21 protein-coding genes are annotated in these 25,278 nt (G+C 28.7%); 9 read left to right on the top strand and 12 right to left on the bottom strand.

Features of this window, described 5'->3' with window-relative positions; translation table 11 throughout:
- Positions 1–79: 79 nt before the first annotated feature.
- The 7 genes from sucD to ACJJVY_RS01465 form a co-directional block, all read right to left on the bottom strand.
- The gene (sucD, locus tag ACJJVY_RS01495) at positions 80–952 is read right to left on the bottom strand and encodes a succinate--CoA ligase subunit alpha (protein WP_405604417.1); all 873 of its coding nucleotides are present in this window, start codon (positions 950–952) and stop codon (positions 80–82) included.
- 61 nt (positions 953–1,013) lie between these two features.
- Entirely contained in the window at positions 1,014–1,940 is a 927-nt protein-coding gene (locus ACJJVY_RS01490) for a UDP-3-O-(3-hydroxymyristoyl)glucosamine N-acyltransferase (protein ID WP_405604415.1), read from the bottom strand.
- Between the two features lie 65 nt (positions 1,941–2,005).
- Positions 2,006–2,572 carry an elongation factor P gene (gene efp, locus ACJJVY_RS01485; protein ID WP_405604413.1) on the bottom strand — a complete coding sequence of 189 codons (567 nt, stop codon included), beginning with the start codon at positions 2,570–2,572 and terminating at the stop codon, positions 2,006–2,008.
- Between the two features lie 9 nt (positions 2,573–2,581).
- A complete protein-coding gene (gene lpxA, locus ACJJVY_RS01480; protein ID WP_405604411.1) occupies positions 2,582–3,367 on the bottom strand; it encodes an acyl-ACP--UDP-N-acetylglucosamine O-acyltransferase in 786 nt (261 codons plus the stop codon).
- Positions 3,368–3,370: 3 nt separating this feature from the next.
- Complete coding sequence (locus tag ACJJVY_RS01475; RefSeq protein ID WP_405604409.1) at positions 3,371–4,762, bottom strand: bifunctional UDP-3-O-[3-hydroxymyristoyl] N-acetylglucosamine deacetylase/3-hydroxyacyl-ACP dehydratase; 1,392 nt, start codon at positions 4,760–4,762, stop codon at positions 3,371–3,373.
- Positions 4,755–5,798 (bottom strand): UDP-3-O-(3-hydroxymyristoyl)glucosamine N-acyltransferase, encoded by a 1,044-nt coding sequence (gene lpxD, locus ACJJVY_RS01470; protein WP_405604407.1) that lies wholly within the window; start codon positions 5,796–5,798, stop codon positions 4,755–4,757. Before lpxD ends, ACJJVY_RS01475 begins: the two co-directional genes overlap by 8 nt.
- A 45-nt stretch (positions 5,799–5,843) precedes the next feature.
- Positions 5,844–7,067, bottom strand: coding sequence for an HD domain-containing protein (locus ACJJVY_RS01465; RefSeq protein ID WP_405604405.1), 1,224 nt, complete (start codon positions 7,065–7,067; stop codon positions 5,844–5,846).
- A gap of 131 nt (positions 7,068–7,198) precedes the next feature.
- On the opposite strand from ACJJVY_RS01465, the gene ACJJVY_RS01460 reads away from it, so the two are divergent.
- From ACJJVY_RS01460 to ACJJVY_RS01440, 5 genes are all read left to right on the top strand, one after another.
- Positions 7,199–8,746 (top strand): response regulator, encoded by a 1,548-nt coding sequence (locus tag ACJJVY_RS01460; RefSeq protein ID WP_405604403.1) that lies wholly within the window; start codon positions 7,199–7,201, stop codon positions 8,744–8,746.
- Between the two features lie 217 nt (positions 8,747–8,963).
- On the top strand, positions 8,964–9,371 hold the full coding sequence (gene tsaE, locus ACJJVY_RS01455) for a tRNA (adenosine(37)-N6)-threonylcarbamoyltransferase complex ATPase subunit type 1 TsaE (RefSeq protein WP_405604401.1): 408 nt from the start codon (positions 8,964–8,966) through the stop codon (positions 9,369–9,371).
- Between the two features lie 7 nt (positions 9,372–9,378).
- Positions 9,379–10,575: an alanine dehydrogenase gene (locus tag ACJJVY_RS01450; RefSeq protein WP_405604399.1), complete on the top strand. Its 1,197-nt coding sequence runs from the start codon at positions 9,379–9,381 to the stop codon at positions 10,573–10,575.
- Between the two features lie 168 nt (positions 10,576–10,743).
- A complete protein-coding gene (locus ACJJVY_RS01445; RefSeq protein ID WP_405604397.1) occupies positions 10,744–14,484 on the top strand; it encodes a choice-of-anchor L domain-containing protein in 3,741 nt (1,246 codons plus the stop codon).
- A gap of 46 nt (positions 14,485–14,530) precedes the next feature.
- Positions 14,531–14,899 carry a DUF4258 domain-containing protein gene (locus tag ACJJVY_RS01440; protein ID WP_405604395.1) on the top strand — a complete coding sequence of 123 codons (369 nt, stop codon included), beginning with the start codon at positions 14,531–14,533 and terminating at the stop codon, positions 14,897–14,899.
- A gap of 19 nt (positions 14,900–14,918) precedes the next feature.
- Here ACJJVY_RS01440 and ACJJVY_RS01435 read toward each other — a convergent pair whose 3' ends face one another.
- Genes ACJJVY_RS01435 through ACJJVY_RS01425 form a run of 3 tightly spaced genes read right to left on the bottom strand, consistent with a single transcriptional unit; the run spans position 14,919 to position 16,156 of the window.
- Positions 14,919–15,278, bottom strand: a complete 360-nt coding sequence (locus tag ACJJVY_RS01435; protein ID WP_405604393.1) for a YdeI family protein — start codon at positions 15,276–15,278, stop codon at positions 14,919–14,921.
- 15 nt (positions 15,279–15,293) lie between these two features.
- Positions 15,294–15,479, bottom strand: a complete 186-nt coding sequence (locus ACJJVY_RS01430; protein WP_405604391.1) for a DUF1801 domain-containing protein — start codon at positions 15,477–15,479, stop codon at positions 15,294–15,296.
- A 2-nt stretch (positions 15,480–15,481) separates the two neighbouring features.
- Positions 15,482–16,156 carry a TrmH family RNA methyltransferase gene (locus ACJJVY_RS01425; RefSeq protein ID WP_405604389.1) on the bottom strand — a complete coding sequence of 225 codons (675 nt, stop codon included), beginning with the start codon at positions 16,154–16,156 and terminating at the stop codon, positions 15,482–15,484.
- Between the two features lie 75 nt (positions 16,157–16,231).
- Here ACJJVY_RS01425 and ACJJVY_RS01420 point away from each other — a divergent pair, with 75 nt between their 5' ends.
- Positions 16,232–16,909, top strand: coding sequence for an SIR2 family NAD-dependent protein deacylase (locus tag ACJJVY_RS01420; protein ID WP_405604387.1), 678 nt, complete (start codon positions 16,232–16,234; stop codon positions 16,907–16,909).
- A gap of 9 nt (positions 16,910–16,918) precedes the next feature.
- Here the strand turns inward: ACJJVY_RS01420 and ACJJVY_RS01415 are convergent, their stop codons facing one another.
- Complete coding sequence (locus ACJJVY_RS01415; RefSeq protein WP_405604385.1) at positions 16,919–18,073, bottom strand: response regulator; 1,155 nt, start codon at positions 18,071–18,073, stop codon at positions 16,919–16,921.
- A 171-nt stretch (positions 18,074–18,244) separates the two neighbouring features.
- Here ACJJVY_RS01415 and ACJJVY_RS01410 point away from each other — a divergent pair, with 171 nt between their 5' ends.
- Genes ACJJVY_RS01410 through ACJJVY_RS01400 form a run of 3 tightly spaced genes read left to right on the top strand, consistent with a single transcriptional unit; the run spans position 18,245 to position 24,062 of the window.
- Positions 18,245–21,334 carry a hypothetical protein gene (locus ACJJVY_RS01410; protein ID WP_405604383.1) on the top strand — a complete coding sequence of 1,030 codons (3,090 nt, stop codon included), beginning with the start codon at positions 18,245–18,247 and terminating at the stop codon, positions 21,332–21,334.
- A complete protein-coding gene (locus tag ACJJVY_RS01405; RefSeq protein WP_405604381.1) occupies positions 21,334–22,554 on the top strand; it encodes a hypothetical protein in 1,221 nt (406 codons plus the stop codon). Before ACJJVY_RS01410 ends, ACJJVY_RS01405 begins: the two co-directional genes overlap by 1 nt.
- A complete protein-coding gene (locus tag ACJJVY_RS01400) occupies positions 22,548–24,062 on the top strand; it encodes a glycoside hydrolase family 2 TIM barrel-domain containing protein (protein ID WP_405604379.1) in 1,515 nt (504 codons plus the stop codon). Before ACJJVY_RS01405 ends, ACJJVY_RS01400 begins: the two co-directional genes overlap by 7 nt.
- A gap of 3 nt (positions 24,063–24,065) precedes the next feature.
- On the opposite strand, the gene ACJJVY_RS01395 is transcribed toward ACJJVY_RS01400, so the two are convergent.
- Positions 24,066–25,247 carry a glycosyltransferase gene (locus tag ACJJVY_RS01395; protein ID WP_405604377.1) on the bottom strand — a complete coding sequence of 394 codons (1,182 nt, stop codon included), beginning with the start codon at positions 25,245–25,247 and terminating at the stop codon, positions 24,066–24,068.
- Between the last annotated feature and the right edge of the window lie 31 nt (positions 25,248–25,278).

The following is a 25,278-nucleotide window of genomic DNA, read 5'->3' as shown; positions in this document are numbered from 1 at the left end:
AATCCGTTGAATTTACACATTCAACGGATTTATACCTATAAAATTATAAAAACTTAACAGTTTTTTAAAATATTTCTTATTACTTTAATACTTCTGCAATCATTTCTCCAATCTTAGCAGGAGAACTTACAACGTGTACTCCATTTTCAGCTAAAATTTTCATTTTTGCTTGTGCAGTATCATCAGCACCACCAACAATAGCTCCAGCATGTCCCATAGTTCTACCAGCAGGTGCAGTTTGTCCTGCAATAAAACCTACAACAGGTTTTCTATTTCCATCAGCTTTAATCCACTTTGCAGCTTCAGCTTCTAAATTACCACCTATTTCACCAATCATTACAATTGCTTCAGTTTCATCATCATTCATTAATAACTCAACAGCTTCTTTTGTTGTTGTTCCAATAATTGGATCTCCACCAATACCAATTGCGGTAGTTATACCATAACCTTGTTTTACAACTTGGTCAGCAGCTTCATAGGTTAAAGTTCCTGATTTAGAAACAATACCTACTTTTCCTTTTTTAAAGATAAAACCTGGCATAATACCAACTTTAGCTTCATCTGGAGTAATTACACCAGGACAGTTAGGACCAACTAATGTACAATCTTTACCATCTATATATGCTTTTACTTTTACCATATCTGCAGTAGGGATTCCTTCTGTAATACAAATAATTACTTTGATTCCTGCATCAGCAGATTCCATAATTGCATCAGCAGCAAAAGCTGGTGGTACAAAAATAATAGAAACATCTGCTCCTACTTTTTCTACAGATTCTTTTACTGTATTAAAAACTGGTTTTCCTAAGTGTTCTTGACCTCCTTTACCTGGAGTTACACCTCCAACAACATTGGTTCCATAATCTATCATTTGACCAGCGTGAAAAGTACCTTCACTACCTGTAAATCCTTGAACAATAATTTTTGAATCTTTGTTTACTAAAACACTCATTGGTTTGTTTTTTAATTTTGTTACGCAAAAATAACTTTTTGAATCCTTAAAAAAAAGAAAATTAAGAATTCTTTCTATCTTTTAAAAATCGTTTAATTTCTGCTATTTCTTTTAATTTTTCTCTTGATTCTGATATTGGAGTTCCAAAATAACTTTTTCCTCCAACAACAGATTTTGTAACTCCTGTTTGACCAAGAATTACAGCTCCTTTGCCTATTGTAATACCGCTATTTGTGCCAACTTGTCCCCAAATAGTTACCTCATCTTCTATAATTACACAACCAGCAATACCTGTTTGCGATGCTATTAAGCATTTTTTGCCTATTACAGTATCATGCCCAACATGTACTTGATTGTCTATTTTTGTTCCCTTACCAATTGTTGTATCACCTGTAACTCCTTTATCGATTGTACAAGAAGCACCTAAATCTACATTATCTTCTAAAACAACTCTACCTCCAGAAATTAATTGATCAAAGCCTTCTGGTCTGTTTTTATAATAAAAAGCATCTGCTCCTAAAACAGTATTAGCGTGTATAGTTACATTATTACCAATTACAGTATTATCATAAATTGTTACATTTGGATGTATTACACAATTCTTACCAATTTTTACATTGTTTCCGATAAATACATTTGGCTGAACTACTGTATTTTCTCCAATAATAGCAGAATCAGAAATATTTACTTTAGAGGCTATAAATGGATTAAAAAACTTTGTTAATTTATTAAAATCATTAAAAGGGTCTTCTGAAATTAATAAAGCTTTACCCTCTGGACAATCTACTTTTTTATTGATTAAAATAGTAGTTGCCGCAGAATTTAATGCCTTATCGTAATATTTAGGATGATCTACAAAAACAATATCACCTTCTTCTACAACGTGAATTTCATTAATCCCTAAAATTTCAAAATTTTTATTACCAATAAAATCAACATTCAAAAGAGATGCGATTTCCTGTAAAGTTTGTGGAGTATTAAATTTCATTCTTAGAACAGGCTTACAGCTATTTACTATTAGCAAAAAACTAAAGGCAAAAAGCTTATTTTAAATTATTCTTTAATACGTTCTTGGTAAGTTCCTTTAGTAGTTTCTACTTTAATTTTATCTCCTTCGTTAATAAATAAAGGTACATTTACAGTAGCTCCGCTTTCTACAGTTGCTGGTTTTGTTGCATTTGTAGCTGTATTACCTTTTACACCTGGTTCTGTATGTGTAACCTCTAAAACAACACTTGCAGGCATATCTACAGATAAAGGCATGTCGTCTTCTGAGTTTATAATAATGGTTACTATTTCTCCTTCTTTCATTAAATCTGGACTATCTAATGCTGTTTCTTGAAGTTGAATTTGAGTATAATCTTGCTCATTCATAAAATGATACGTATCACCTTCACTATACAAATATTGAAACTTGTGAGTTTCTACACGAACATCTTCAATTTTTCTTCCTGCAGGAAAAGTATTATCTACAACTTTACCATTTGTAACACTTTTTAATTTAGTTCTTACAAAAGCAGGTCCTTTACCTGGTTTTACATGTAAAAATTCTACTATTTTGTATATATCATTATTGTATCTAATACACAATCCGTTTCTAATATCTGATGTCGTTGCCATTTCTATTTTTTAATTAGCGTTAAAATATCCTTTCATTATTCCTCTGTGCGAATCTTTTATAAATTGCACAATCTCATCGCGTTCTGGAGTTGCTTCCATTTCTGCTTCAATAATATCTATTGCTTGAGAAGTATTATAATTTTTTTGAAATATAATTCTATATATATTCTGTATTTCTCTTATTTTTTCTGGAGAAAAGCCTCTTCTTCTTAATCCTACTGAATTAATACCCACATAAGATAATGGCTCTCTTGCTGCTTTAACAAATGGAGGTACATCTTTTCTTACTAAAGAACCACCGGTTACAAATGCATGATTACCTACTGATGCAAATTGATGAATAGCAACCATACCTGCTAAAACAACATTATCTCCTACAGTTACGTGACCTGCTAAAGTTGTATTATTAGAAAAAATACAGTTATTACCAACAATGGTATCATGTGCAATATGACAATAAGCCATAATTAAACAATTATCTCCAATTTTAGTCTTCATTTTATCAGAAGTACCTCTATTTATAGTAACACATTCTCTTATTGTAACGTTATTACCTATTTCTACAGTAGTTTCTTCGTCATTAAATTTTAAATCTTGTGGAATTGCAGAAATCACAGCTCCTGGAAAAATTCTACAATTCTCCCCTATTCTTGCCCCTTCCATAATGGTTACATTAGAACCAATCCAAGTTCCTGAACCAATAATTACATTATTATGGATTGTTGTAAAAGGTTCTATAACCACATTTCGAGCTATTTTTGCTTGTGGGTGTACGTACGCTAACGGTTGATTCATAAATTATTTTTTTCTGGCTATTTGCGCCATTAACTCTGCTTCTGCTACTAATTTACCGTTTGCATAAGCATACGCTTGCATATGACAGATTCCTCTTCTAATAGGTGTTATTAACTCACATTTAAAAATTACAGTATCTCCTGGTAAGACTTTTTGCTTAAATTTAACATTATCCATTTTCATAAAATAAGTTAAATAGTTCTCTGGGTCTGGTACTGTACTTAATACTAAAATACCACCACATTGTGCCATTGCTTCTACTTGTAAAACACCTGGCATAACTGGAGAACCTGGAAAATGACCAACAAAGAAATTTTCATTCATTGTTACATTTTTCATCCCAACAACATGTTTATCAGAAAGTTCTATAATTCTATCAATCAATAAAAATGGAGGCCTGTGAGGTAAAATATCCATAATTTGATGGATATCCATTAAAGGAGTTAAGTTTAAATTATATTGAGGAACATAATTTCTCTTTTCGTACTTTATAATTTTTGCTAATTTTTTAGCAAATTGAGTATTTATTAAATGGCCTGGTTTGTTTGCAATAACTTTACCTTTTATTCTAACACCTACTAAAGCTAAATCTCCAATAACATCTAATAATTTATGTCTTGCTGCTTCATTTGCCCAATGTAAAGTTAGGTTATCTAAAATTCCATTAGATTTTACAGCAATATCATCTTTTTTAAATGCCTTTTTTAACTTTTCCATTGTTTCTTCAGATAATTCTTTATCTACATAAACAATAGCATTATTTAAATCTCCACCTTTAATAAGGTCGTTTTCTAAAAGCATTTCAATTTCATGTAAGAAACTGAATGTTCTTGCATCTGCAATCTCTTCTTTAAAATCAGAAATTGTTTCTAAATTAGCATTTTGTGTTCCTAAAATTTTAGTCCCAAAATCTACCATTGCCGTAACTTGGTATTCATCCGAAGGCATTAAAATAATCTCACTACCAGTTACCTCATCTTTATAAGAAATAATTTCTTTAACAACATACTCTTCTATTTCTACATCTTGTTCTTGTATACCTGCTTTTTCTAAAGCTTCTACAAAGTATTTAGAAGAACCATCCATAATTGGTGGTTCTGGAGAGTCAATCTCTATTAATAAGTTATCAATATCTAAACCTACAGCAGCAGCTAAAACATGTTCTGATGTTTGTATTTGAACACCATTTTTTTCTAAATTAGTACCTCTTTGTGTATTAACAACGTATTCTGCTTTTGCTTCTATTATTGGAGAACCTTCTAAATCTACTCTACAAAATGCAAAACCATGGTTTGTTGGTGCAGGTTTAATTGTCATATTAACTGTTTTACCTGTGTGTATACCTACACCAGATAAAGTTACTTCTTTCTGTATTGTTTTTTGGTTCTTACTCATTTATAATTTGTTTTTGAGTCTTCAACTCTTTTTCTATATTGTTAATTTTAGATGCCATTTTAGGTAAATTTCTAAAATAGACAGAACTTCTATTATAATCTTGTATTTTAAATGCAGGAGATCCGTTTACAATCTCATTATCTTTTAAGTTCTTAGAAATACCTGCTTGTGCTAATATTTTTACATTGTTACCTATGGTTATATGGCCTACAAAACCAACCTGTCCACCAATCATACAATTTTCACCTATTTTAGAGGAACCTGCTATTCCTGTTTGAGATGCTATTACTGTATTTTTACCAATCTCTACGTTGTGAGCTACTTGTATTTGATTGTCTAATTTAACTCCATCCCAAATAATTGTAGATCCCATTGTAGCTCTATCTATAGTGCAAGCAGAACCTATATCTACATTGTCTTTAATAATTACATTACCAATTTGTGGTATTGCTGTATATTCTCCGTTTTTATTAGGAGCAAAACCAAAACCATCTGCACCAATAACGGTACCAGAATGTATTTTACAGTTCTTACCAATAATTGTCTCTGAATATATTTTTACACCAGAAAAAATTACTGAATTATCTCCAATAACAGAATTATCACCAACATAAGTATTCGGATAAATTTTTACATTTTCTCCTAAAACTACATTTTCTCCAATATAAGCAAATGCACCAATATATTCGTTCTCACCAATTTTAGCAGAATCAGCAATAAAATTAGGCATTTCTCTACCAGACTTATTATTCTTTACTTCGTTGTAAAATTCTAAAATTTTAGAAAAAGCTTCATAAGCACTTTCAACTTTAATTAAAGTTGAACTAACTTCTTTTTCCGGAGTAAAAGCTTTATCAACAATTACTATAGAAGCATTTTTACTATATAAAAATGAATTATATTTAGGATTAGATAAAAAGGTTAAAGAACCAATTTCTCCTTCTTCGATCTTAGACAGTTTAGAAACTTCTACATTAGGGTTTCCTACAACATCTCCTTCTAAAATATCTGCTATTTGTTGGGCTGTAAATTTCATCAAACGCAAAAATATAAAATTTATAGTGATTTGGCTAATCTCATTTTACTTTGGGTAGCAAATAAAGTATTTAATCACAGGATTTGTAAGCGCTTGTAAATTTAATTGGTCGGATGCTTTAGCAATATCTTTAATTTTTCCTTTTTTATTTAAAATAAAAATAGGTTTATCTTGCTGATAAGCCTGATTCAGTATTTTTTTTGTAAAAACAAAGAACTTTACTTCTTCTTTAGTTAATACTAATTTTTTAGCAACTTTAGTCAACCTTTTATTTATTTCGGTTTCTTTAAATTCTTTTTGTTGCATTTCAACTCTTAACAATTTTCTATCGATAATCATTTTAGATAATAATGATAAAACTTTATCATCATGATAAACCCACTCTTTAATTGCAGATAACACATCATAATCATCTAAAGTTGCAAACCTATTTAAGGTTTCATCATTAAAATTTTCTTCATTTATTTGATTGTATAAAAAGTATTTTAAAGAAGAACTTGCATATAATTCCACTCCTTTTCCTGCTAATTCTTTAGCTCTAGAAAGTACATTAACCAACATGTTTTCTGCAACTAAACCTGTTTTATGTAAATAAACTTGCCAATACATTAAACGTCTTGCAATCAAAAACTTTTCTACAGAATAAATTCCTTTTTGTTCTATAACTAACTCATCTTCTTTAACATTCATCATAGCAATTAATCTATCTGATGATATATTACCTTCTGTAACTCCCGTATAAAAGCTATCTCTTTTAAGATAATCTAATCTATCAATATCTAACTGACTAGAAATTAATTGACCTAAAAAGTTTCGATGATAGTCTCCTTCAAAAATTTCAATAGCTAAACTTAATTGCCCATTAAATTCAGTATTTAATTTCTTCATAAATTTTAGAGAAATTTCTTCATGAGAAATTCCACTAACAATACTATGTTCTAAAGCATGTGAATATGCACCATGACCAATATCGTGCAATAAAATAGCTATGTAAAGCGCATTTTCTTCTTCAGCAGAAATTTCTATTTGTTTAAACCTTAAAACTCTAACAGCTTTTTGCATTAAATGCATACAACCAAGTGCATGATGAAAACGAGTATGATTTGCACCAGGATACACTAAATTAGAAAAACCCATTTGAGTAATTCTTCTTAAACGCTGAAAATAAGGATGTTCTATAATATCAAAAATTAAAGTATTTGGTATTTGTATAAATCCGTAGATAGGATCATTTAAAATCTTTAATTTATTTGGTTTTTTTTTCTTCAAAAGAGATGTTTTTGCAATAAAACGCAAAGTACAAACATTATTTTTTTTGGCAATATTTTATCATTTTTAAAAATGATTTAAGTATAACAATTAATTACTTTTATGGTTAAATGTTAAAATTATAAACGAATATGAGTAATATACAGATATTATGGGTAGATGATGAAATTGAATTATTAAAACCTCACATTCTTTTTTTAGAACGTAAAAATTATAAAGTTACCACTTGTACAAATGGTGCAGATGCTATTGACTTGGTTGGAGAACAAAATTTTGATATTGTTTTTTTAGATGAAAATATGCCAGGTTTAACAGGTTTAGATACTCTTGCAGAAATCAAACAAAAAAAGGCGAATTTACCTGTTGTTATGATTACTAAAAGCGAAGAAGAATATATTATGGAAGAAGCAATTGGATCTAAAATTGCTGATTACTTAATTAAACCCGTAAACCCAAGTCAGATTTTATTGAGTTTAAAGAAAAACTTAGATCATTCTCGTTTAATATCAGAAAAAACAACATCTAATTATCAACAAGAATTTAGAAAAATATCTATGGATTTAGCCATGGTAAATTCTTACGAAGATTGGATTGAACTTTACAAAAAACTAATTCATTGGGAACTAGAATTAGAAAATATTAGCGACCCAGGAATGTTAGGTATTTTAGAAAGTCAAAAACAAGAAGCAAACAGTCAATTTTTTAAATTTATCAAAAAGAATTACGAAGATTTCTTAACAGCACATGATAAACCTACTTTTTCTCACACACTTTTTAAAGATTATGTGGTACCTAATTTAAGTAAAGACCAAGGTGTTTTATGGGTGGTTATTGATAATTTACGTTTCGATCAATATAAAATATTAGAACCTTTTATTAATAATCATTACAAAAAAGACCAAGAACACTCTTATTTTTCAATATTACCAACTGCTACGCAATATGCAAGAAATGCAATTTTTTCTGGCTTAATGCCTTCAGAAATGGAAAAACGTCATCCAAATTTTTGGAAAAATGATACTGAAGAAGGTGGAATGAATTTATATGAAAATGAGTTTTTATCAGCACAAATTAAACGTTTAGGTTTAGACATAAAACATGAATATTATAAAATTACCAACCTTAAAAATGGTAAAGATTTAGCAGACAACTACAACGGAACAAAGCAAAACGATTTAACTGCTGTGGTTTATAATTTTGTAGATATGTTATCGCACTCTAAAACAGAAATGGAAGTGATTAAAGAACTTGCCGGTGACGATAAGGCTTACAGAAGTTTAACTTTAAGTTGGTTTAAAAACTCACCTTTGTTCGAAATTATACAGAAAGCACAAAAATTAGGACAAAAATTAATTATTACTACAGACCACGGAACCATTAACTGTAAACATCCAACAAAAGTAATTGGCGACAAAAATATTAGTGCAAATTTACGTTACAAAACAGGCAGAAGCCTTAGTTACGAAGACAAAGATGTGTATGCAGTAAGAAACCCTAAAGACATTTTCTTACCTACAATAGCCATGAATAGTCCGTTTATTTTTGCAAAAGAAGATTTGTTTTTTGCGTATCCTAACAACTTTAATCACTTTGTAAAATACTATAAAAACACTTATCAACACGGAGGAATCTCTTTAGAAGAAGTAATTATACCTTGTGCAATTTATAGTCCAAAATAAAATAATTAGAAGCTATTTCCTGCTTTCACTACTCGCTTTTTTTTCATTTTTCAAAAAAGAGCTCAAACAGATCGTTCAATCAGGGCTAAGCCTTTTTGCCAACAACAATAAATAAAAACAAAATCTGATAGTTTAATTAGCTATCAGATTTTGTTATCACAATAAAACTATTTATTTACCGTTTTCTTGTGATAAAAATTTCACTATTTTTGTAGTTATGGACAAAAACTATTCTTTAGAAGATTTAACTTCCATTGCAACTGAACTTATTTCATCCGTAGATAATAAAACCTTATTATTTTTCGGACAGATGGGCGTAGGCAAAACAACTCTTATTAAAGAAATTTGTAAACAATTAGGGGTTTTAGATAACATCTCTTCTCCTACTTTTTCTTTGGTAAATGAATACCAAACATCAAATAATCAAAAAGTTTTTCACTTCGATTTTTATAGAATTACAGATGAAGAAGAAGCCTTAGATATGGGTATTGAAGATTATTTATACAACAATGATTGGTGTTTAATAGAATGGCCAGAAAACATAGAAAATTTATTACCTTTAGATGCCGTTAAAATTCATTTAACTATTTTAGATAATGAGCAACGTAACATTCAAATAAAATAACCAAACTATGAGTTCATTTTCTCCTTTTAGTAAAGAAGAGTTACTGCCACAAACAGAAATGCTAGAAATAAAAAAGCAAAAAGGAGAACTATTTATAGGCTTGCCCAAAGAAACATATTTAGGCGAAAAACGAGTTTGCTTAACACCAGATGCTGTTTCTGCTTTATGTTTTCACGGACATAGAATTGTAGTAGAAACTGGTGCAGGAGAAAATGCTAACTATTCTGATAAAGAATACTCTGAAGCTGGTGCAAAAATTTCTTACAATACCGAAGAAGCTTTTAAATGTAAAATAGTTTTAAAAGTAGCTCCGCCAACAGAAAAGGAAATAGAATACATGAATCCGCAAACGATTTTAATTTCTTCTCTTCAGTTAAAAACTCAAAATAAAACATATTTCGAAAACTTAGCTAAAAAAAGAATTACAGCCGTTGCTTTCGATTATATAAAAGATGAACATAACACGTACCCAATTGTAAAATCTTTAAGTGAAATTGCAGGTACTGCTTCTGTTTTAATTGCTGCAGAATTAATGAGTGGCATTAATAAAGGTAATGGATTATTATTAGGTAATATCGGTGGCGTACCGCCATCTAGCATTGTTATTTTTGGAGCAGGCACAGTTGGTGAACATGCGGCTAGAACTGCTTTAGGGTTAGGGTCTAGAGTTAAAGTTTTTGATAATTCAATTACCAAACTAAGAAAATTACAACAATCACTAAATTCACCAATTTACACCTCTACGTTACAACCAAAATCTGTAGCAAAAGCTTTAATGCGTTGCGATGTTGCCATTGGTGCTATTAGAGGTAAAAATAGATCGCCAATTTGTGCTACAGAAGAAATGGTAGAAACCATGAAAGAAGGGTCTGTAATAATTGACGTTAGTATAGATAGAGGTGGTTGTTTTGAAACTTCTAATGTTACTACGCATAAAACACCTACTTTTGTAAAACATGGGGTTGTACATTATTGCGTACCTAATATACCAGCTCGCTATGCTAGAACAGCATCACTTTCTATTAGTAATATTTTTACTCCCTATTTATTAAATATTGCAGAAGAAGGTGGTTTTGAAAACGCTGCTCGTTTTGATAAAAGTTTACGAAACGGAATGTATTTTTACCATGGTATTTTAACCAATAGAACAGTTGCTAATTGGTTTGACATGCCTTTTAGAGACATCAATTTATTAATTATTTAATTTAAAACAATTAACCACAACTCCCTCGTTTAATTTACTTTATTACTTTTGTATAAAAATTTAATTATTGCTATGACACATTTAACAACAAAAATAAATTATGTAAAGCCATTTATTTTTGTCTTTTTTCTTGTGATTTCCACTTCCCTATTTTCACAAACAGTAAGTGTGGATAACACTTATACAGAAGAAAATCTTTTAGAACAACTTATAGGTAATTCTTGTATTCCTAACTCTAATCCTAATTTTTCTTCTAATGAATCTGTTGGGTATTTTAATAACAATGGAGGAAATTTCCCAATATTTGAAGGTATTATCATTAGAAGTGGAGATGTAAAAAAAACCGAAGGACAATATACCGGTGAAAACCTCAGCACAACGAACTCGAGCAACGGAAATAATGATTTACAAGAAATAAGCAATAACGAAGGTAGAAATTCAAGTATTACAGATGCTGCTTTTTTTGAATTTGAATTTACACCAATAGGAGAAAACTTAAACTTCAATTACGTATTTGCATCCAATGAATACGGAGAGTTTCAATGTGATGGAGGAGATCTTTTTGCTGTTTTTCTAACTAACTTAAATACAGGAGAAGCAACCAATATTGCAACTGTACCAAATGACAAAAGTATTTCTGTTCAAAATATAAGGTCTGGTCTAAATAACTTAAGTTGTCTAGATGAAAATGAAGATTTATTTAGTACATATAATGTAGAAAATGAAAACTCTACCATAAACATGAGAGGTTTTACTGAAATCTTAAATGCATCTGCAACGGTTATCCCAAATAACGATTATAAAATAACATTTGTTATTGCTGATTACGGAAATTCTGATTTTGACTCTGCTGTTTTTATTGAAGCCGGTAGCTTTGATGGTTTTTTAAATTTAGGAGAAGACCAAGAAATGTGTGGTGGAGAAGAAATTATATTAGACTCAAATTTCTCTGGTATAGATGGTTTTAGCTTCCAATGGAAGAAAGATAATGTTAATTTTAGTAATGATCCAACACTTTCTGTTAATGAACCAGGGACGTACTCTCTTACAGTTACTAACGGAACTTGTATATTATCTGATGATATAACCATAACTGGTTTTAGTGCAACTAAACCAGATGATCTAGTAATTTGTACAGATGATACTATTTTTAATATATCTGAACATGTTGAAGACCAAATATTAAGCGGATTAAATTCCTCTGAGTTCACAATTAATTATTATACTTCCGAAAATGATGCTAATAATAACATCAATGAAATTACAATCCCTACAGATTACTCAATCCCAAGTAACTCTTTTACACTTTGGTCTAGAATAATAAATAATGACACAAACTGTTTTGACATCGTTAATTTTAATGTCAACATTTATCCTTTACCGCCTGTTGATAGTTTAGAGGATGTTTATGAATGTTCAGAATATATACTGCCAACTATAACTAATGGTAATTATTACACAGAAACAGGTGGTAGTGGCTCTCAACTAAACGAAGGAGATACAATTTCATCAACAAGTATAATATATATTTATAATGATAATGGTAATTGTTCTAACGAAACAAGTTTTACAGTTAACCTTGGTAGCGATTTTGAAATAGAAGAAGAACAATGTGGCGAATTTATTATCCCTAACACTTCTTTAGGTAAATTTTATACTCAAGATAATTATGTAGATGAAATTCCTTCAGGAACAGTTTTTACAAGCAATACAACAGTTTATTTTTATTCAGAAGACTGCTCAATAAGTAAAACATTCGATATCAATATTAATGAACTTCCTCCTTTAGATATTTTTGATACTATAATTACCTGTTATTCCTATACATTCCCTAAAATTACAAATGGTAATTATTACAGTGCTAAAAATGGTGAGGGAAGATTATTTTTAGAAGGTGAAGTATTTACACAATCTAGAGGTTTTTACGGATATAGCATAGACCCAGTTAGTGGTTGTACAAATAGTAGCTTTTTTCAAATAATAATTATAAACCCTGATGCTTTTGAAAAAGATATTCAGTCATGTGGTACTTACATAGTTCCAGATTTTAGTTATGGTAATTTTTATACCGATAATTCATACCAAACTATAATTCCTCCAGATACTGAAATTACATCTTCACAAACAGTATATTTTTATGTCCCCGAAATTAATCTAGGAACAAACTGTACAAGGTTTGAGGTAAACATTACCATTAATGATATACCTGTTGCAGATAGTTTAAATGATAGTGACTTTATAAATTGTGAAAATGATTTACCTACATTACCTGAATTAACAAATGGAAAATATTATACAGAATCAGGAGGACCAGAAGGAACAGGTATAGAATTATTAGCTGGAGAAACTATAGAAGAAACTCAAACAATTTATATTTATAACTCTATCGGATCTTGTGATGCTGAAACAAGTTTTACAGTAACAATTAAACCATTACCAATTATTCCTGCCGTTTTTGATTTAACAGTAAATAGTTGTGAAACTTATACTTTACCTGAACTTGAATATGGTGGTCAATTTTACACAGAACCTGGTGGGCCAGACGGAACAGGTATAGAATTATTTCCGGGTGATCCTTTAATTGAAACCCAAACAGTTTATATATATCATCAAGATGATGATATAGAAACTTGCTATAATGAAAAATCTTTTTTAGTAAATATTTTAGAAACACAAGTAGACATTCTTTCTGATGTAAAAACCTGTGATAGCACATATACACTACCCGTTTTAGATATTGGTGAATACTATACAGAATCTAAAGGAGGTGGTATCCATCTTTCTGCAGGAGAAATCATTAGCACAACACAAACTATTTATATTTATAAAGAAGACCCTAGTTTATTTGACTGTCAAAATGAAAGTTCTTTTACAGTAACCATGTATACAACACCTAATTTAGATACTTTACCAATAAACTTTAGTAGCAAAGAATCATGTGGTTCTGTTACATTATCATCTTATTCAATTCCAGATGTTGTTGTAGAATACTATAGAGATGAATATTTTACTGATTTGGTAACTCCTAATGAATTTAATGAATATACAATTACAGAATCAGGAACAAGAGATATTTATGTAAAAGTTTACCCTGAAGGAAATTCAGATTGTTATGTAAGCGATACGATCTCAATAACTGTTTATCCTCTTCTAGATTTTGATATTGAGAACGGAGCTATTTGTATTAATCCAGATAATAATACAATCACCAATCCTTATATAATGGACACAAAAGCTGATTCCACTTATTATAATATAAAATGGTATTTAGAAGGTCAGTTATTAAACTCTACCTCTACGCCTAGTTGGGAGGCTACAACCCCAGGAACCTATACAATAGAAGCAACTGTAATAAATCCTAGTAGTAATTCTGATTGTAATTACAATACCATTGACGTTATTGTAGAGGGATCTAGTCCTAAATTTGAACTAAATATTTTATCCAATAATTTTTCTGACACCTATTCTATAGAAATAAATACCGTAAGTGAAGGTGCAGGAGAATATGTTTATGCAATAGACAATGGAGATTTTCAAACCTCTAATGAATTTGATAATATACTACCTGGTACATATAATGTTACAATAAGAGATCTATCAGGAACTTGTTCTGATGTTATCTTAGAACTTATAGCATTAGACTATCAAAGATTTTTCACTCCAAATGGAGATGGAGTTAATGATACCTGGAATATCAATGATTTAAAAAATGATTTAACTGCTACAATTGAAATTTATGATAGATACGGAAAACTAATTGATTCTATTAAAACTAGTGGATCTGGATGGGATGGTTTAAATAATAATGGAAGTAAAATGCAAAATACAGATTATTGGTTTTTATTAAAATACACCAAAGATGGACAACAAGCTGTATTTAGGTCTCATTTTTCTCTTATAAGAAAATAGTTTAGAATTAAATAAAAAAGCTAAATTTGCAATTCAAATTTTTCTCATGTTAATTAAAAGAATTGGTTATTATTTAATAGGATTATCATTAGGTTCTATAGGTGTTTATTTTTTTTGGCAAAAAAAACAAGCAACTTTTGATTATGGTCCAGATGCAAGAACATTAAAAACCATTAGAATTAGAGAACGTTTATTTTCTGATGATGCAAAAAACACAATGGAAAATTTTGATATTGATACTTTAAAAATATCAACTATTTTATATAATGGAGATGTTGATTTTAGTAAAGGAAATCCAAGACAAAAACCTTGTGCAGATTACTATATTACTGGTAAAAAAGAATTAGAAAAAATTAGTCTTTTAGTAAAACGTTGCGATTCTACAGCTACAATAGAAAAAATTATTATGAATTAACTAGCAGTTTTTGTATTTATCATACAAGCCTATTTGGAATAATTTTTTGAAGCCTTTTTTGTTTTGTAATTTCTCTTTTTGCTTCAGAAATATAATCTGCATATTCTCTTTGTTTACCATTTGTTAAAGAGTTATATTTATCTTTTAATTCTTCATTAGAAGACATTTCATCCAAAAATTCTTCAGGAATAATTAATTCTTTTTTTGTTTTGTTAGGTTTTATTTCTTTACCTAATTTTATGTTTTCAATTGTTTCAATTACATATTCTTTTATTAATGAAACATTAATTTCTTCTAAAGCATAAAAACGCCATTGCAACATTGCTTTCGTTTTACCTTCTTGAGCATTTAAAAATACTTTATGTTTATCTTTTAGCAATGTTCCCTGAAAAAATCACAAACCACAATATTTTTTAAAAGCTGCCAAACCTACAATTTTTTTTTCTTGAAAAACATAAGTTGGTGCACCCCATTTAATTGTTTCTATAACAGGTAAATCAGAAAAAACAGAACGTAACAACTCTAGCTCTTTACGCAATTTTTCATTTTTTAAAATATAGTGTGCAATTTTATCACCCATAATTATACTTTTAAATTATCAAAATAATGTGCTTCAATTTTATCTACATTTTTTATCGTTTTCTTAACCCAATCAAAATATAAAATTTCTTTTTCTTGCTTTGTTAATTGCCAATTAACATTAGAGTTTCTTAATCTTGTAGTAACATCTTGTAAAATAATTGCAGCTGCTACAGAAATATTTAAACTCTCTGTAAAACCTACCATTGGTATTTTTAAAAAACCATCTGCTTGTTCTTTTACATAATCTGAAACTCCTTCTGCTTCTACCCCAAATACAAATGCAGATTTTTTTGTAATATCAAAATCTTGTAATAAACAAGAATCATTATGAGGTGTTGTTGCTATAATTTGATATCCTTTTTTCTTTAAATTATCTAAGCATATTTTTGTGTTATTTCCATCAGTTTTATAACGTTTAGAAGTTATCCATTTTTGCGATCCTTTTGCAACATGTCTAGAAACCTTATTTATATATTTATTTTCTATTGCATGTACATCTTGTACACCAAAAATATCTGTTGTTCTAACAACTGCACTTGCATTATGAGGTTGAAAAATATCTTCTAATACAACAGCAAAATGTCTAGTTCTATCTTCTAAAACCTTTTTAAAAAGGTTTTTTCTATTATCAGTTAAGTAACCTTCAAAATATTTTAATAATTTATGATCAATCATACTTACAAAATTAGCATTTTATTATTATTTTTAACTCAAACGAAGCTTTTATATAATACTCAAATAATTTAAAAAATGAAAAAATTAGTTGTTTTAACAGGAGCAGGAATTTCTGCAGAAAGCGGAATCAGTACCTTTAGAGATGCAAATGGATTATGGGAAGGACATGATGTTATGGAAGTAGCCACACCAGAAGGTTTTGCTACTAACCCAGAATTAGTTTTAGAGTTTTACAATCAACGTAGAAAACAACTATTAGAAGTAGAACCAAACAAAGCTCATTTTAATTTAGTCGATTTAGAAAATTCTTATGACGTAGAAATTATCACTCAAAATGTTGATGATTTACATGAAAGAGCTGGAAGTAAAAATGTTACTCATTTACATGGAGAACTTTTAAAAGCAAGAAGTTCTATTGATGAAAATATTGTTTTAAATTGGAATAAAGATTTAATTATAGGTGATTTCTGTGAAAAAAAGTCACAATTAAGACCTCATATTGTTTGGTTCGGAGAAATGGTACCGATGTTAGATAAAGCAATAGAAATAACTAGAAAAGCAGATATATTAGTAATAATAGGTACATCTATGCAAGTGTATCCAGCTGCTAGTTTAATTGACTATATAAAACCCGATACTCCTATTTATTTTATAGACCCTAAACCATCTGTTTCTGAAAATAATTTTAAAAAACTAAAAATTATTAAAGACCTAGCTAGTCATGGTACAGATAAGCTAATTTCTATTTTATAAATTAAATTTTTATTTTTTATTACCTCCTTTATAATGCCATGCAATTTGCCCTAATTGTCCAACAATTTTTACTGAATCTTTCATAGATAACTTAGATCCATCTGCATGAATCCACCTTTTTAAAGGTTGTTCGCATAAGATTTCTTTTGCTTTTTCTAAACCATAATAACGAGTTACTCTTCTAAAAATTTCAACATCAAAAATCCACTGAGTTACAAATTTGTCTCCAAAAGAAATATCAATAACATCTTTATGAAAAATTTTTGCACCACATTGTGTATCTTTAAAATCCATTTTTAAAATACTTCTAATAATATAATTAATAGTCATACTAATTACTTTTCTAGCAGATTCTTTAGTGATATTAGCTCCCATTCTACTAATCCTAGATCCACTAACTATCATGTAGTTAGAATTATTTTCTATAGTTTTAACTAAATCATCAAAATCTTCTAAATCTGTAGATAAATCAGCATCTAAAAAACCTATATAATCTAAATCTTCTTGTTTAGACATATATAACATACCTTGTCTTACAGCTTCTGCCTTACCTCCATTTTTTTCACAATCATATACTGTAATAAAATCTTCTCTTCCTTTTCTTAAATTATTTAATACTTTTAATGTATTATCTTTACTACCATCATTAACAAAACATAAATGATACCCTGTATGTTGATCTATATAATCTGTAAACTCTTTACTTAATAACCTTTCTTCTTCATTATAACAAGGTATTACAACCCCTACACATCTTTCTTGAATAATTGTGTTTGAGTATTTTTTTGTAACATCCATATTCTCTGGTGCTCCAATTAACCTTTTTGTTCTTAAACCTACTTCTGTTAAACTTAAAGGTTTTTTCATGTAATCATTTACACCTAACTCAAAACCTTGAGTAATCATTTCGTCATCAGTATTACCAGACAAAATCATAATTGGTGTATCAGATTTTTTTACATCTCTAATATATTTAACGATCTCTAACCCAGATATCGTTGGCATATTAATATCAACGATTACTAGATCTGGTTGAAAAGAATCATATAATTCTATACCTTTATTAGCATTAGTTTCTGTTATTACTTCATATCCCATTTCTTTTAATCTAATTTCTAATGGGATTAACACTAATTTTTGATCATCAATTGCTAATATTTTCATATGAGAGGGGCTTATTTGTAAAATTATAAATCAAAAATAATATAGATTTCTTTTTATTTTTTCTACTTTGCTTTAAAGGTAAGAAAACTTAGATAAAAAGCAGTTTACTTAAGTTAAAAAAAACTATACTAAAATATTTATATTTACATATTATAAGCGTAACCATTATTAATGAAAGAAAAATCTAATAAATACCTGATTTCTGCAATATTATTAGCTATAATATTTCATGGTTCTTCAATTTTCTTTACCCTCGAAACAACGTATGACGCTTTAATTCATTTATTTTTTGCAGAGCATTATGCTAGTAGCTGGTTTGAACCTTGGAATTATAAATGGTACACTGGTTTTACTGTACAAAGTTACCCACCATTAGTACACCAAACTATTGGAGCTTTATCTCTAATTGGTGGATTAAAATTTGGGCTTTTTACAGTTGCTTTAGTAGCAATCTTACTCTTTGTCACAGGGTCTTATAGGTATTCCTTATTAATAACATCTAATAGAACTGTTGCTGGTTACTCATCACTTTTAGCTGTTTTTTCTTCTTCTTTTGTAGAAACTTTACATGTTTTTGGACAATTACCCAGTATTATAGGTGTTTCTGTTTTAATGCATTCTTTACCAGAAATTTATTTATGGCTTAAAACAGGTAAGTACAAGTTTTTTTTTACTTCAATATCTCTTATTTCTGTAACAGTTACCTCTCATCATGTTACACCTATTTTTGGAATGGTCTTTTTTATTCTTCCATTAGTTGGTACCGTAATTATGGATATTTGCAGTGAGAAAGCTGGTTCTTACAAAGACATTAAAATTTCTTTATTTTTAAAGGTTTTTGTATCTCAACTAAAAAAGAACTTAATTTTTTGTATTTCTGCGATATTAATTATTGTATTCTGTATTTTTCCTTATTGGTTAAATTCTAAAAAAAATCCAATTACTCAGGTTCCCATACCTCATGGATCTCGAGATAATTTTTTAGATGTAACCTCTTCTGGATTGGTTTTCTTTACAATTCCTTGGGGACTTTTATTGTTTATTTTACCCTATATTTTTTACAGATATTACAGTAAAAGATATTTGTTTTTTGGTATTTGTTTTACAGTATTAGTTGTTTTAGGTACTGGTGGTACAACACCTATTCCTATAAAAGTTTTAGGAGAAACTGCTTTTAATATTTTAACTTTAGATAGATTTACACTTTGGGCTTCAATAATGTCTATTCCTATTTTTGGTGAATTTATCTATAGGTTTGTAGAAGGAGATTTAAAAACATTAATTCAAAATAAATTTGGAGCAGTTTACCATAGACTCTTAGGAGGTATTCTGGCAACATTATATGTTTCTATGGTAATTTTTACCATGAGTTTGGGGTATTTTAGACCATCTCAACCTCAGAAAATAAAAATGTTGCCTATTGTCAATTTTTTGAGTCAAGATTCTCATGATCATTGGAGGTTTTTAACCTTAGGTTTTGGCGATCAAATGGCTTGGTTATCTGCACAAACAAATGCCATGAGCGTAGATGGTAACTACCATTCTGCCAGACGACTACCTGAGTTAACTACAAGACCAATTGAGCGTTTAGAGAATTCTAAATTTAAAGGAGTGGCAGGCATTGGTTCTTTACAACAGTTTTTAACAACTCCAGAAAAATATAATTTGAAATATATTTTTTCTAATGATAAATTTTATGATCCTGTTTTATTTTTCTGCGGATGGCAACGCTTATCACAATTAGAAAATGGTATTATGGTTTGGGAAAAACTAAATGTACCTCCTGTTTCTTCTATTTTACCAAAAGAAGATGTACCAGCTTGGGTAAAAATAATTTGGGGAATTATTCCTTTTTTAACCGTACTTTTTGCTTTTATTTTAAACGTTCAATCTTTGTTTGTTAGAGGCTTAAAAACAAAAGTAAAAGCAGTACCTGTTTACTTTAAATTTAAGGTTGATTATAATAAGTTTCCTAGATTTATTCTAAAAGCTTTCCATATTTGGGCGGTATTATTAATAATTGCTATTTCTTATGGCTGCTATATGTTTTATATTAAAAATGATACACAAAGATCTCCAGAAAATGTTGTAAAAGCATATTATGATGCAGTAGATTTTAAAGAGTTAAATAAAAGTTTTAGTTATATAGATCCAAAAGACGAACTTACACTTGCCCAATACTTATTAGAAATATCAGTTACAGATGGTCTATTAAGCTCTTATGCAAAGTTAGACGCAATTACTTCTGAAGTTATAAAGCAAACGGATAGTTTAACTACTTTAAAAGTAGAAACTAAATGGATTACTCCTTTAGAGAAATTAACAAAAACAGAATTTAAAACTACTGTTAAAAGAAAAGGAAAATGGTACTTAAAACCGACAAGAAAATCTATAGATCTACCTCCAGATCAATTATATTCTAAAAATACTACAGGTTATTTTAACCAAGGAAGAAGAAGAATTACAACTGAACAAACCCATCATGAAGATGTTTTAAAGCAACCTGTTTTAGAAATTGTTTCTGCAAAATTGATTAAATTTAATAAAAGGTATTCAATTGTTGGTGAAGTACAAAATATAGATAATGTACCTTCTGATGTTGTTTTAAAGGGAACACTTTATAATGATGACGACAAAGAATTAGCAACCTATAATGCAAAACATATTTTAAAACATAAACTAATGCCAAAAGAAATTAGTGCTTTTAGAATCAATTTTGAAGGAATTGCTTGGTCTAGAACTCAAGATTCTATTCCAGATACTTTTAACCCAGATGAATTTACACCTATTGAGTTAAGTGAACAACCAACAAAGTTTAATTTGCAAGCTGCAGGTAATACTTCTAATTCAGATTTATATAAAGATATTGTTTTGAGTGAAGTAAATATCACCCCCAATAATATAAGTGGTACTTTGTTTAATAGCGGTATACAGGAAATAACCGTACCACAAGTTATTATTACTTTTTATAATGATAATAAAGAAATGATTTGGGTAGATAATTTATTTTTAAAAGAAGGTATTAGACAAGAAAGAAAGTTACGTTTTAACTACCCAATACCATTAGAACCAAAAATAAAAACGATTAGTGATGATATGAGTTTTTGTTTTGTAAATGGTTTACCAAATAAAGATATTGCTTTTAAAATAATACCAAATAGAATAAAAAATCATACTATAGATAAATTACAAAAAGTAGATCATCCTCTTTTTAGTTATGTTAGAATAGAGTTAAATTTTTATATCGGTAATCCAAAATAATGAAATTAAAACAAGCCTTTTTTCTGCTTTTTATTCAACTTGTAACTGTTTCTTTTCTATCTCAAGAAACAATTACCAAAGAAACTCCTATCTCTTTATTATCAACAAAGACTGAATATACGGTAAGTGATAAAATTACCTTAGAATTTAAAGTAACAAAAGACACAATTTTTCAATTATACTGTTCTAATAGTTATGGCTCTACAATTATTGATCCTGTTGTATCAAATCAAAAAATCAAATTTAAAATACCCAGTTTTATATCACAAAAAAGAGGCTTATTGTCATGGAGTTTAATTAATAGTAGTAAAAATATACTTTCTGGTAATATTTCTATTACTCCTAAACAGCAACCAACAAAAATAGAAACTTATTTGGGGCCACCTAGTATAGATGCTGGTGGTTTAGATTATACTATGTTAGTGGTTATACCAACAGATAGTTTAGATAACCCAATAATAGATAATAGTAAGGTTACTGTAAAGCATCAATTTCTAAAATCAGAAAGAAGAGAACCTATTTTAACCAATAAATTAATTGGTTATAAAAATATTTATTCTCCTAAAAAAAGTGGACGAATGATTATTTCTTCTGAATCTTATGGTTTAAACTCTAAAGAGTTTGATGTAAATATTATGCCTGCAATTGCTACAAATTTTAAAATTTTTGTACATAGAAATCATGAATATGCAGACGGAAATCAAATAACCACATTTTATACCTCAATTATTAAAGATAAAAATAATAACATTATTAGTGATGGAAGTTATATAGAGTTTTATATTACAAATAAAGAAGGTGGTATTTTAAAAACAGCTGCCACTACTATAAATGGAGTTGCTCATGCAAAAATTATACATCCAGATTTTGAAGATATTTGGAAAATAAAAGCTTACTTTATTGGCATAGCAGAAAGTAATACAATAACTGTTAAGTATAAAAGAGTTATTGATGATTATATTGTTACGTTTAAAGAAAATAATAGAGTAATTAACATAGGTCCATTAGAAAGTTTTATGGGACAAATTATACCAGATGGATTGTCCGTTAAGTTATCTATTTATAAAAAAAATGTGTTAATTGACGAGCTTTTTAAAGAGTCTAGCAACGGTTTTGCCAATTTTTATTTAGACCCTAATATTTATGAAAAAGACATATATCAAATAACAATTGAAGCTGCAGGAATTAAAAAAGAATTTAAAAGTTTTAAACTATGGTAAAAATAAACAGACGAATTCTTAGAGGTGTTTTAATGTTAACTTATTTAATGATAACTGGTGTACTATTATTTTTAGTAAGTTCTGTTTTTAGTTTTTTAAATACAGGTGCAGATAGAAGTAAAATGCTACATACAGAGGTAAAAAAAATAGAACAATATTTACCTAAAATTTCTTGGAAAGAAGATGGTAATGAAGGTAGAGAAATAAGTCAGCAAAAATTGAATGCTGTACAAAATGACTATATAGACGCATGGTATGTAAAACATATTGCATACAAAACCAATACAAGAGTTGGTATAGAAGACTATTTTACAGAAAGTGCAAGAAAAAATATTTATGATATTTTAGATTATAACAAATTAAACAGAACATCTGTACAATCTACTACTTTACAACACAATTTAGATATTGAATTTTTTAGTGAAGATGGTCAATTAATTGTCTTAAAAGATACAAATGCAATAGAATATAAAAAGGTTTTTAAAGATGATAAACTTATACTAGAGTCTACCGAAGTTACAGATTATAAATATGTTTTATTATTAGAAGATGGTTTTTGGAGAATAAGACATATGGTTAAAGAATCTTCAAAAAAATTTGAAGACCATTCTCAAAAAACACCTATAACTTACACCGATATTAAAGGTATTAATTATTATCCGCAAGCAACTCCATGGAATATGTATGGAGATGAATTTGATATTGATATTATTGAAAAAGATTTTAATATTATTAAAAATGCTAATTTAAACTCAATCAGAATATTTGTACCCTATGAAGATTTTGGTAAAGCAAATGTAAAATGGGAAAAATTAGAAAAACTAAAAAAAGTTTTAGATGCTGCTTTAAAATTTGATTTAAAAGTAGTGGTTACTTTATTTGATTTTTATGGAAATTATGATGTTTTAGACTGGACTTTAAACCAAAGACATGCAGAAAAAATAGTTAATACATTTAAAGATCATGAGGCTATTTTGACTTGGGATGTTAAAAATGAACCTAACTTAGATTTTGAATCTCGAGGAAAAGAAAATGTGACTGCTTGGTTAGACCTTATGATTATTTTAATTAAAGATATTGATAAAAAACATCCTGTTACAATTGGTTGGTCTAATACAAAAAGTGCTACAATTTTAAAAGATAAAGTAGATGTAGTATCTTTCCATTATTATGAAGATATAACTAATTTTGAAAAAGAATATTTAGATTTAAAAACTAAAATTAAAGACAAACCTATTATTTTACAAGAGTTTGGTTTATCTTCTTACAGTGGTTTTTGGAAACCTTTTTCTAGTTCAGAAAAAGAGCAAGCAAATTATTATAAAGAAATACAAAAAGTCCTTACAAAAAATGATGTTCCTTTTTTCTCTTGGACTTTATATGATTTTGATGTTGTACCAAAAGAAGTTTTAGGTAGACTTCCTTGGCGAACAAATCCTCAGAAAAAATTTGGTTTTATAAATAGTAAAGGAGAGAAAAAGTTATCTTATAAATATATCTCTAACTAATATTTATTTCTTTTTTGCTATAATTTTATCAAATTCTTCTAAATAAATATTAGTAATTCTCTCCATCGGATACGCCGTTGCTGCTTTATAATTGGTTTCACCTAATTCTATTCTATAAGCATCATTTGTAACAATAGCTTTAATTGCATCTGCTAAACTTTGCACACTATCTGGTTCAAAAAACTCACCTCTATAACCTTCATCTTCAATTAAAGTAGTTAAATCTCCTAAATTTGGCATTACAACAGCTTTACCATAACTACCTGCCTGGTGTAATACTCCAGAACTACCAGTTGTAGAAGTATAAGGAAAAACAACTACTGCACTTTCTACAAACAATGGTTCTACTTGATTTTCTTCTACATAACCCGTAAATGTTAATTGAGGTACATGTTTATAAGTTTCCTGTGCATTATCTAAATAACCTGGTACATTTGGGTTATCTGTACCTGCAATTACAATTTCTAAATCTAAACCTGTTTCTTTTCTTACAATTTCTACAGCTTCAATCATAGATTCTACTTTTTTATAAGTACCAAACTTACCAAAAGCCATTATTTTCTTTGGTCCTTCTGGTAATAATTGAGTAGGACTATCTGGTATTTCAAAAGTACCGTGTGGAATCATTTTTACGTTATCAACCTTGTACTTTTCTTCTAAAGTTACAACATACTTATCCATAGTAACAGCTACCAAATCTGCTTTTAAAATTAATTTAGTTAATGTTGTACCAATAAGATTGTATATTTTTTGAGCTAATTTATTTGTAGTAAAACCTGCACTACCTAAATCTACTTGTTCTAAAATATTATGTAATAAAACAATAGTAGGTATTCCTTTTATTTTAGAAATTAAAGGCAAAGTTAAACCTAATGCGGCTACTACTTTTTTATCTCCAAACTTCATAAATTGTAGGTTATACAAAATAGCATCTGGTTTTGTTTCATTTAAAGCCTTAATTACTTTAGTTGTATTACCATAACTATTAAACTTCCAACATTCTTTAATAGTTATTTTACATCCATTCTCAGTAAAATTAACATCTTTTTCTCCTTTTGTTTCATCAGTTAATAAAATTAACTCAGTTACTTTTTCACTTTGTCTAAAACTTTTTACTAAGTGATAAGCGTATTCGTTTAATGTTACTTTACTAGGAGGATATGCAGTTACAATAGCTAATTTCATATTATTAATTTTATTTTACAACCTAAATTTA

The sequence above is a fragment of the Polaribacter sp. Asnod1-A03 genome (assembly GCF_045063585.1).
Classification (GTDB): domain Bacteria; phylum Bacteroidota; class Bacteroidia; order Flavobacteriales; family Flavobacteriaceae; genus Polaribacter.
This window is presented reverse-complemented; position numbering and strand designations above follow the sequence as displayed.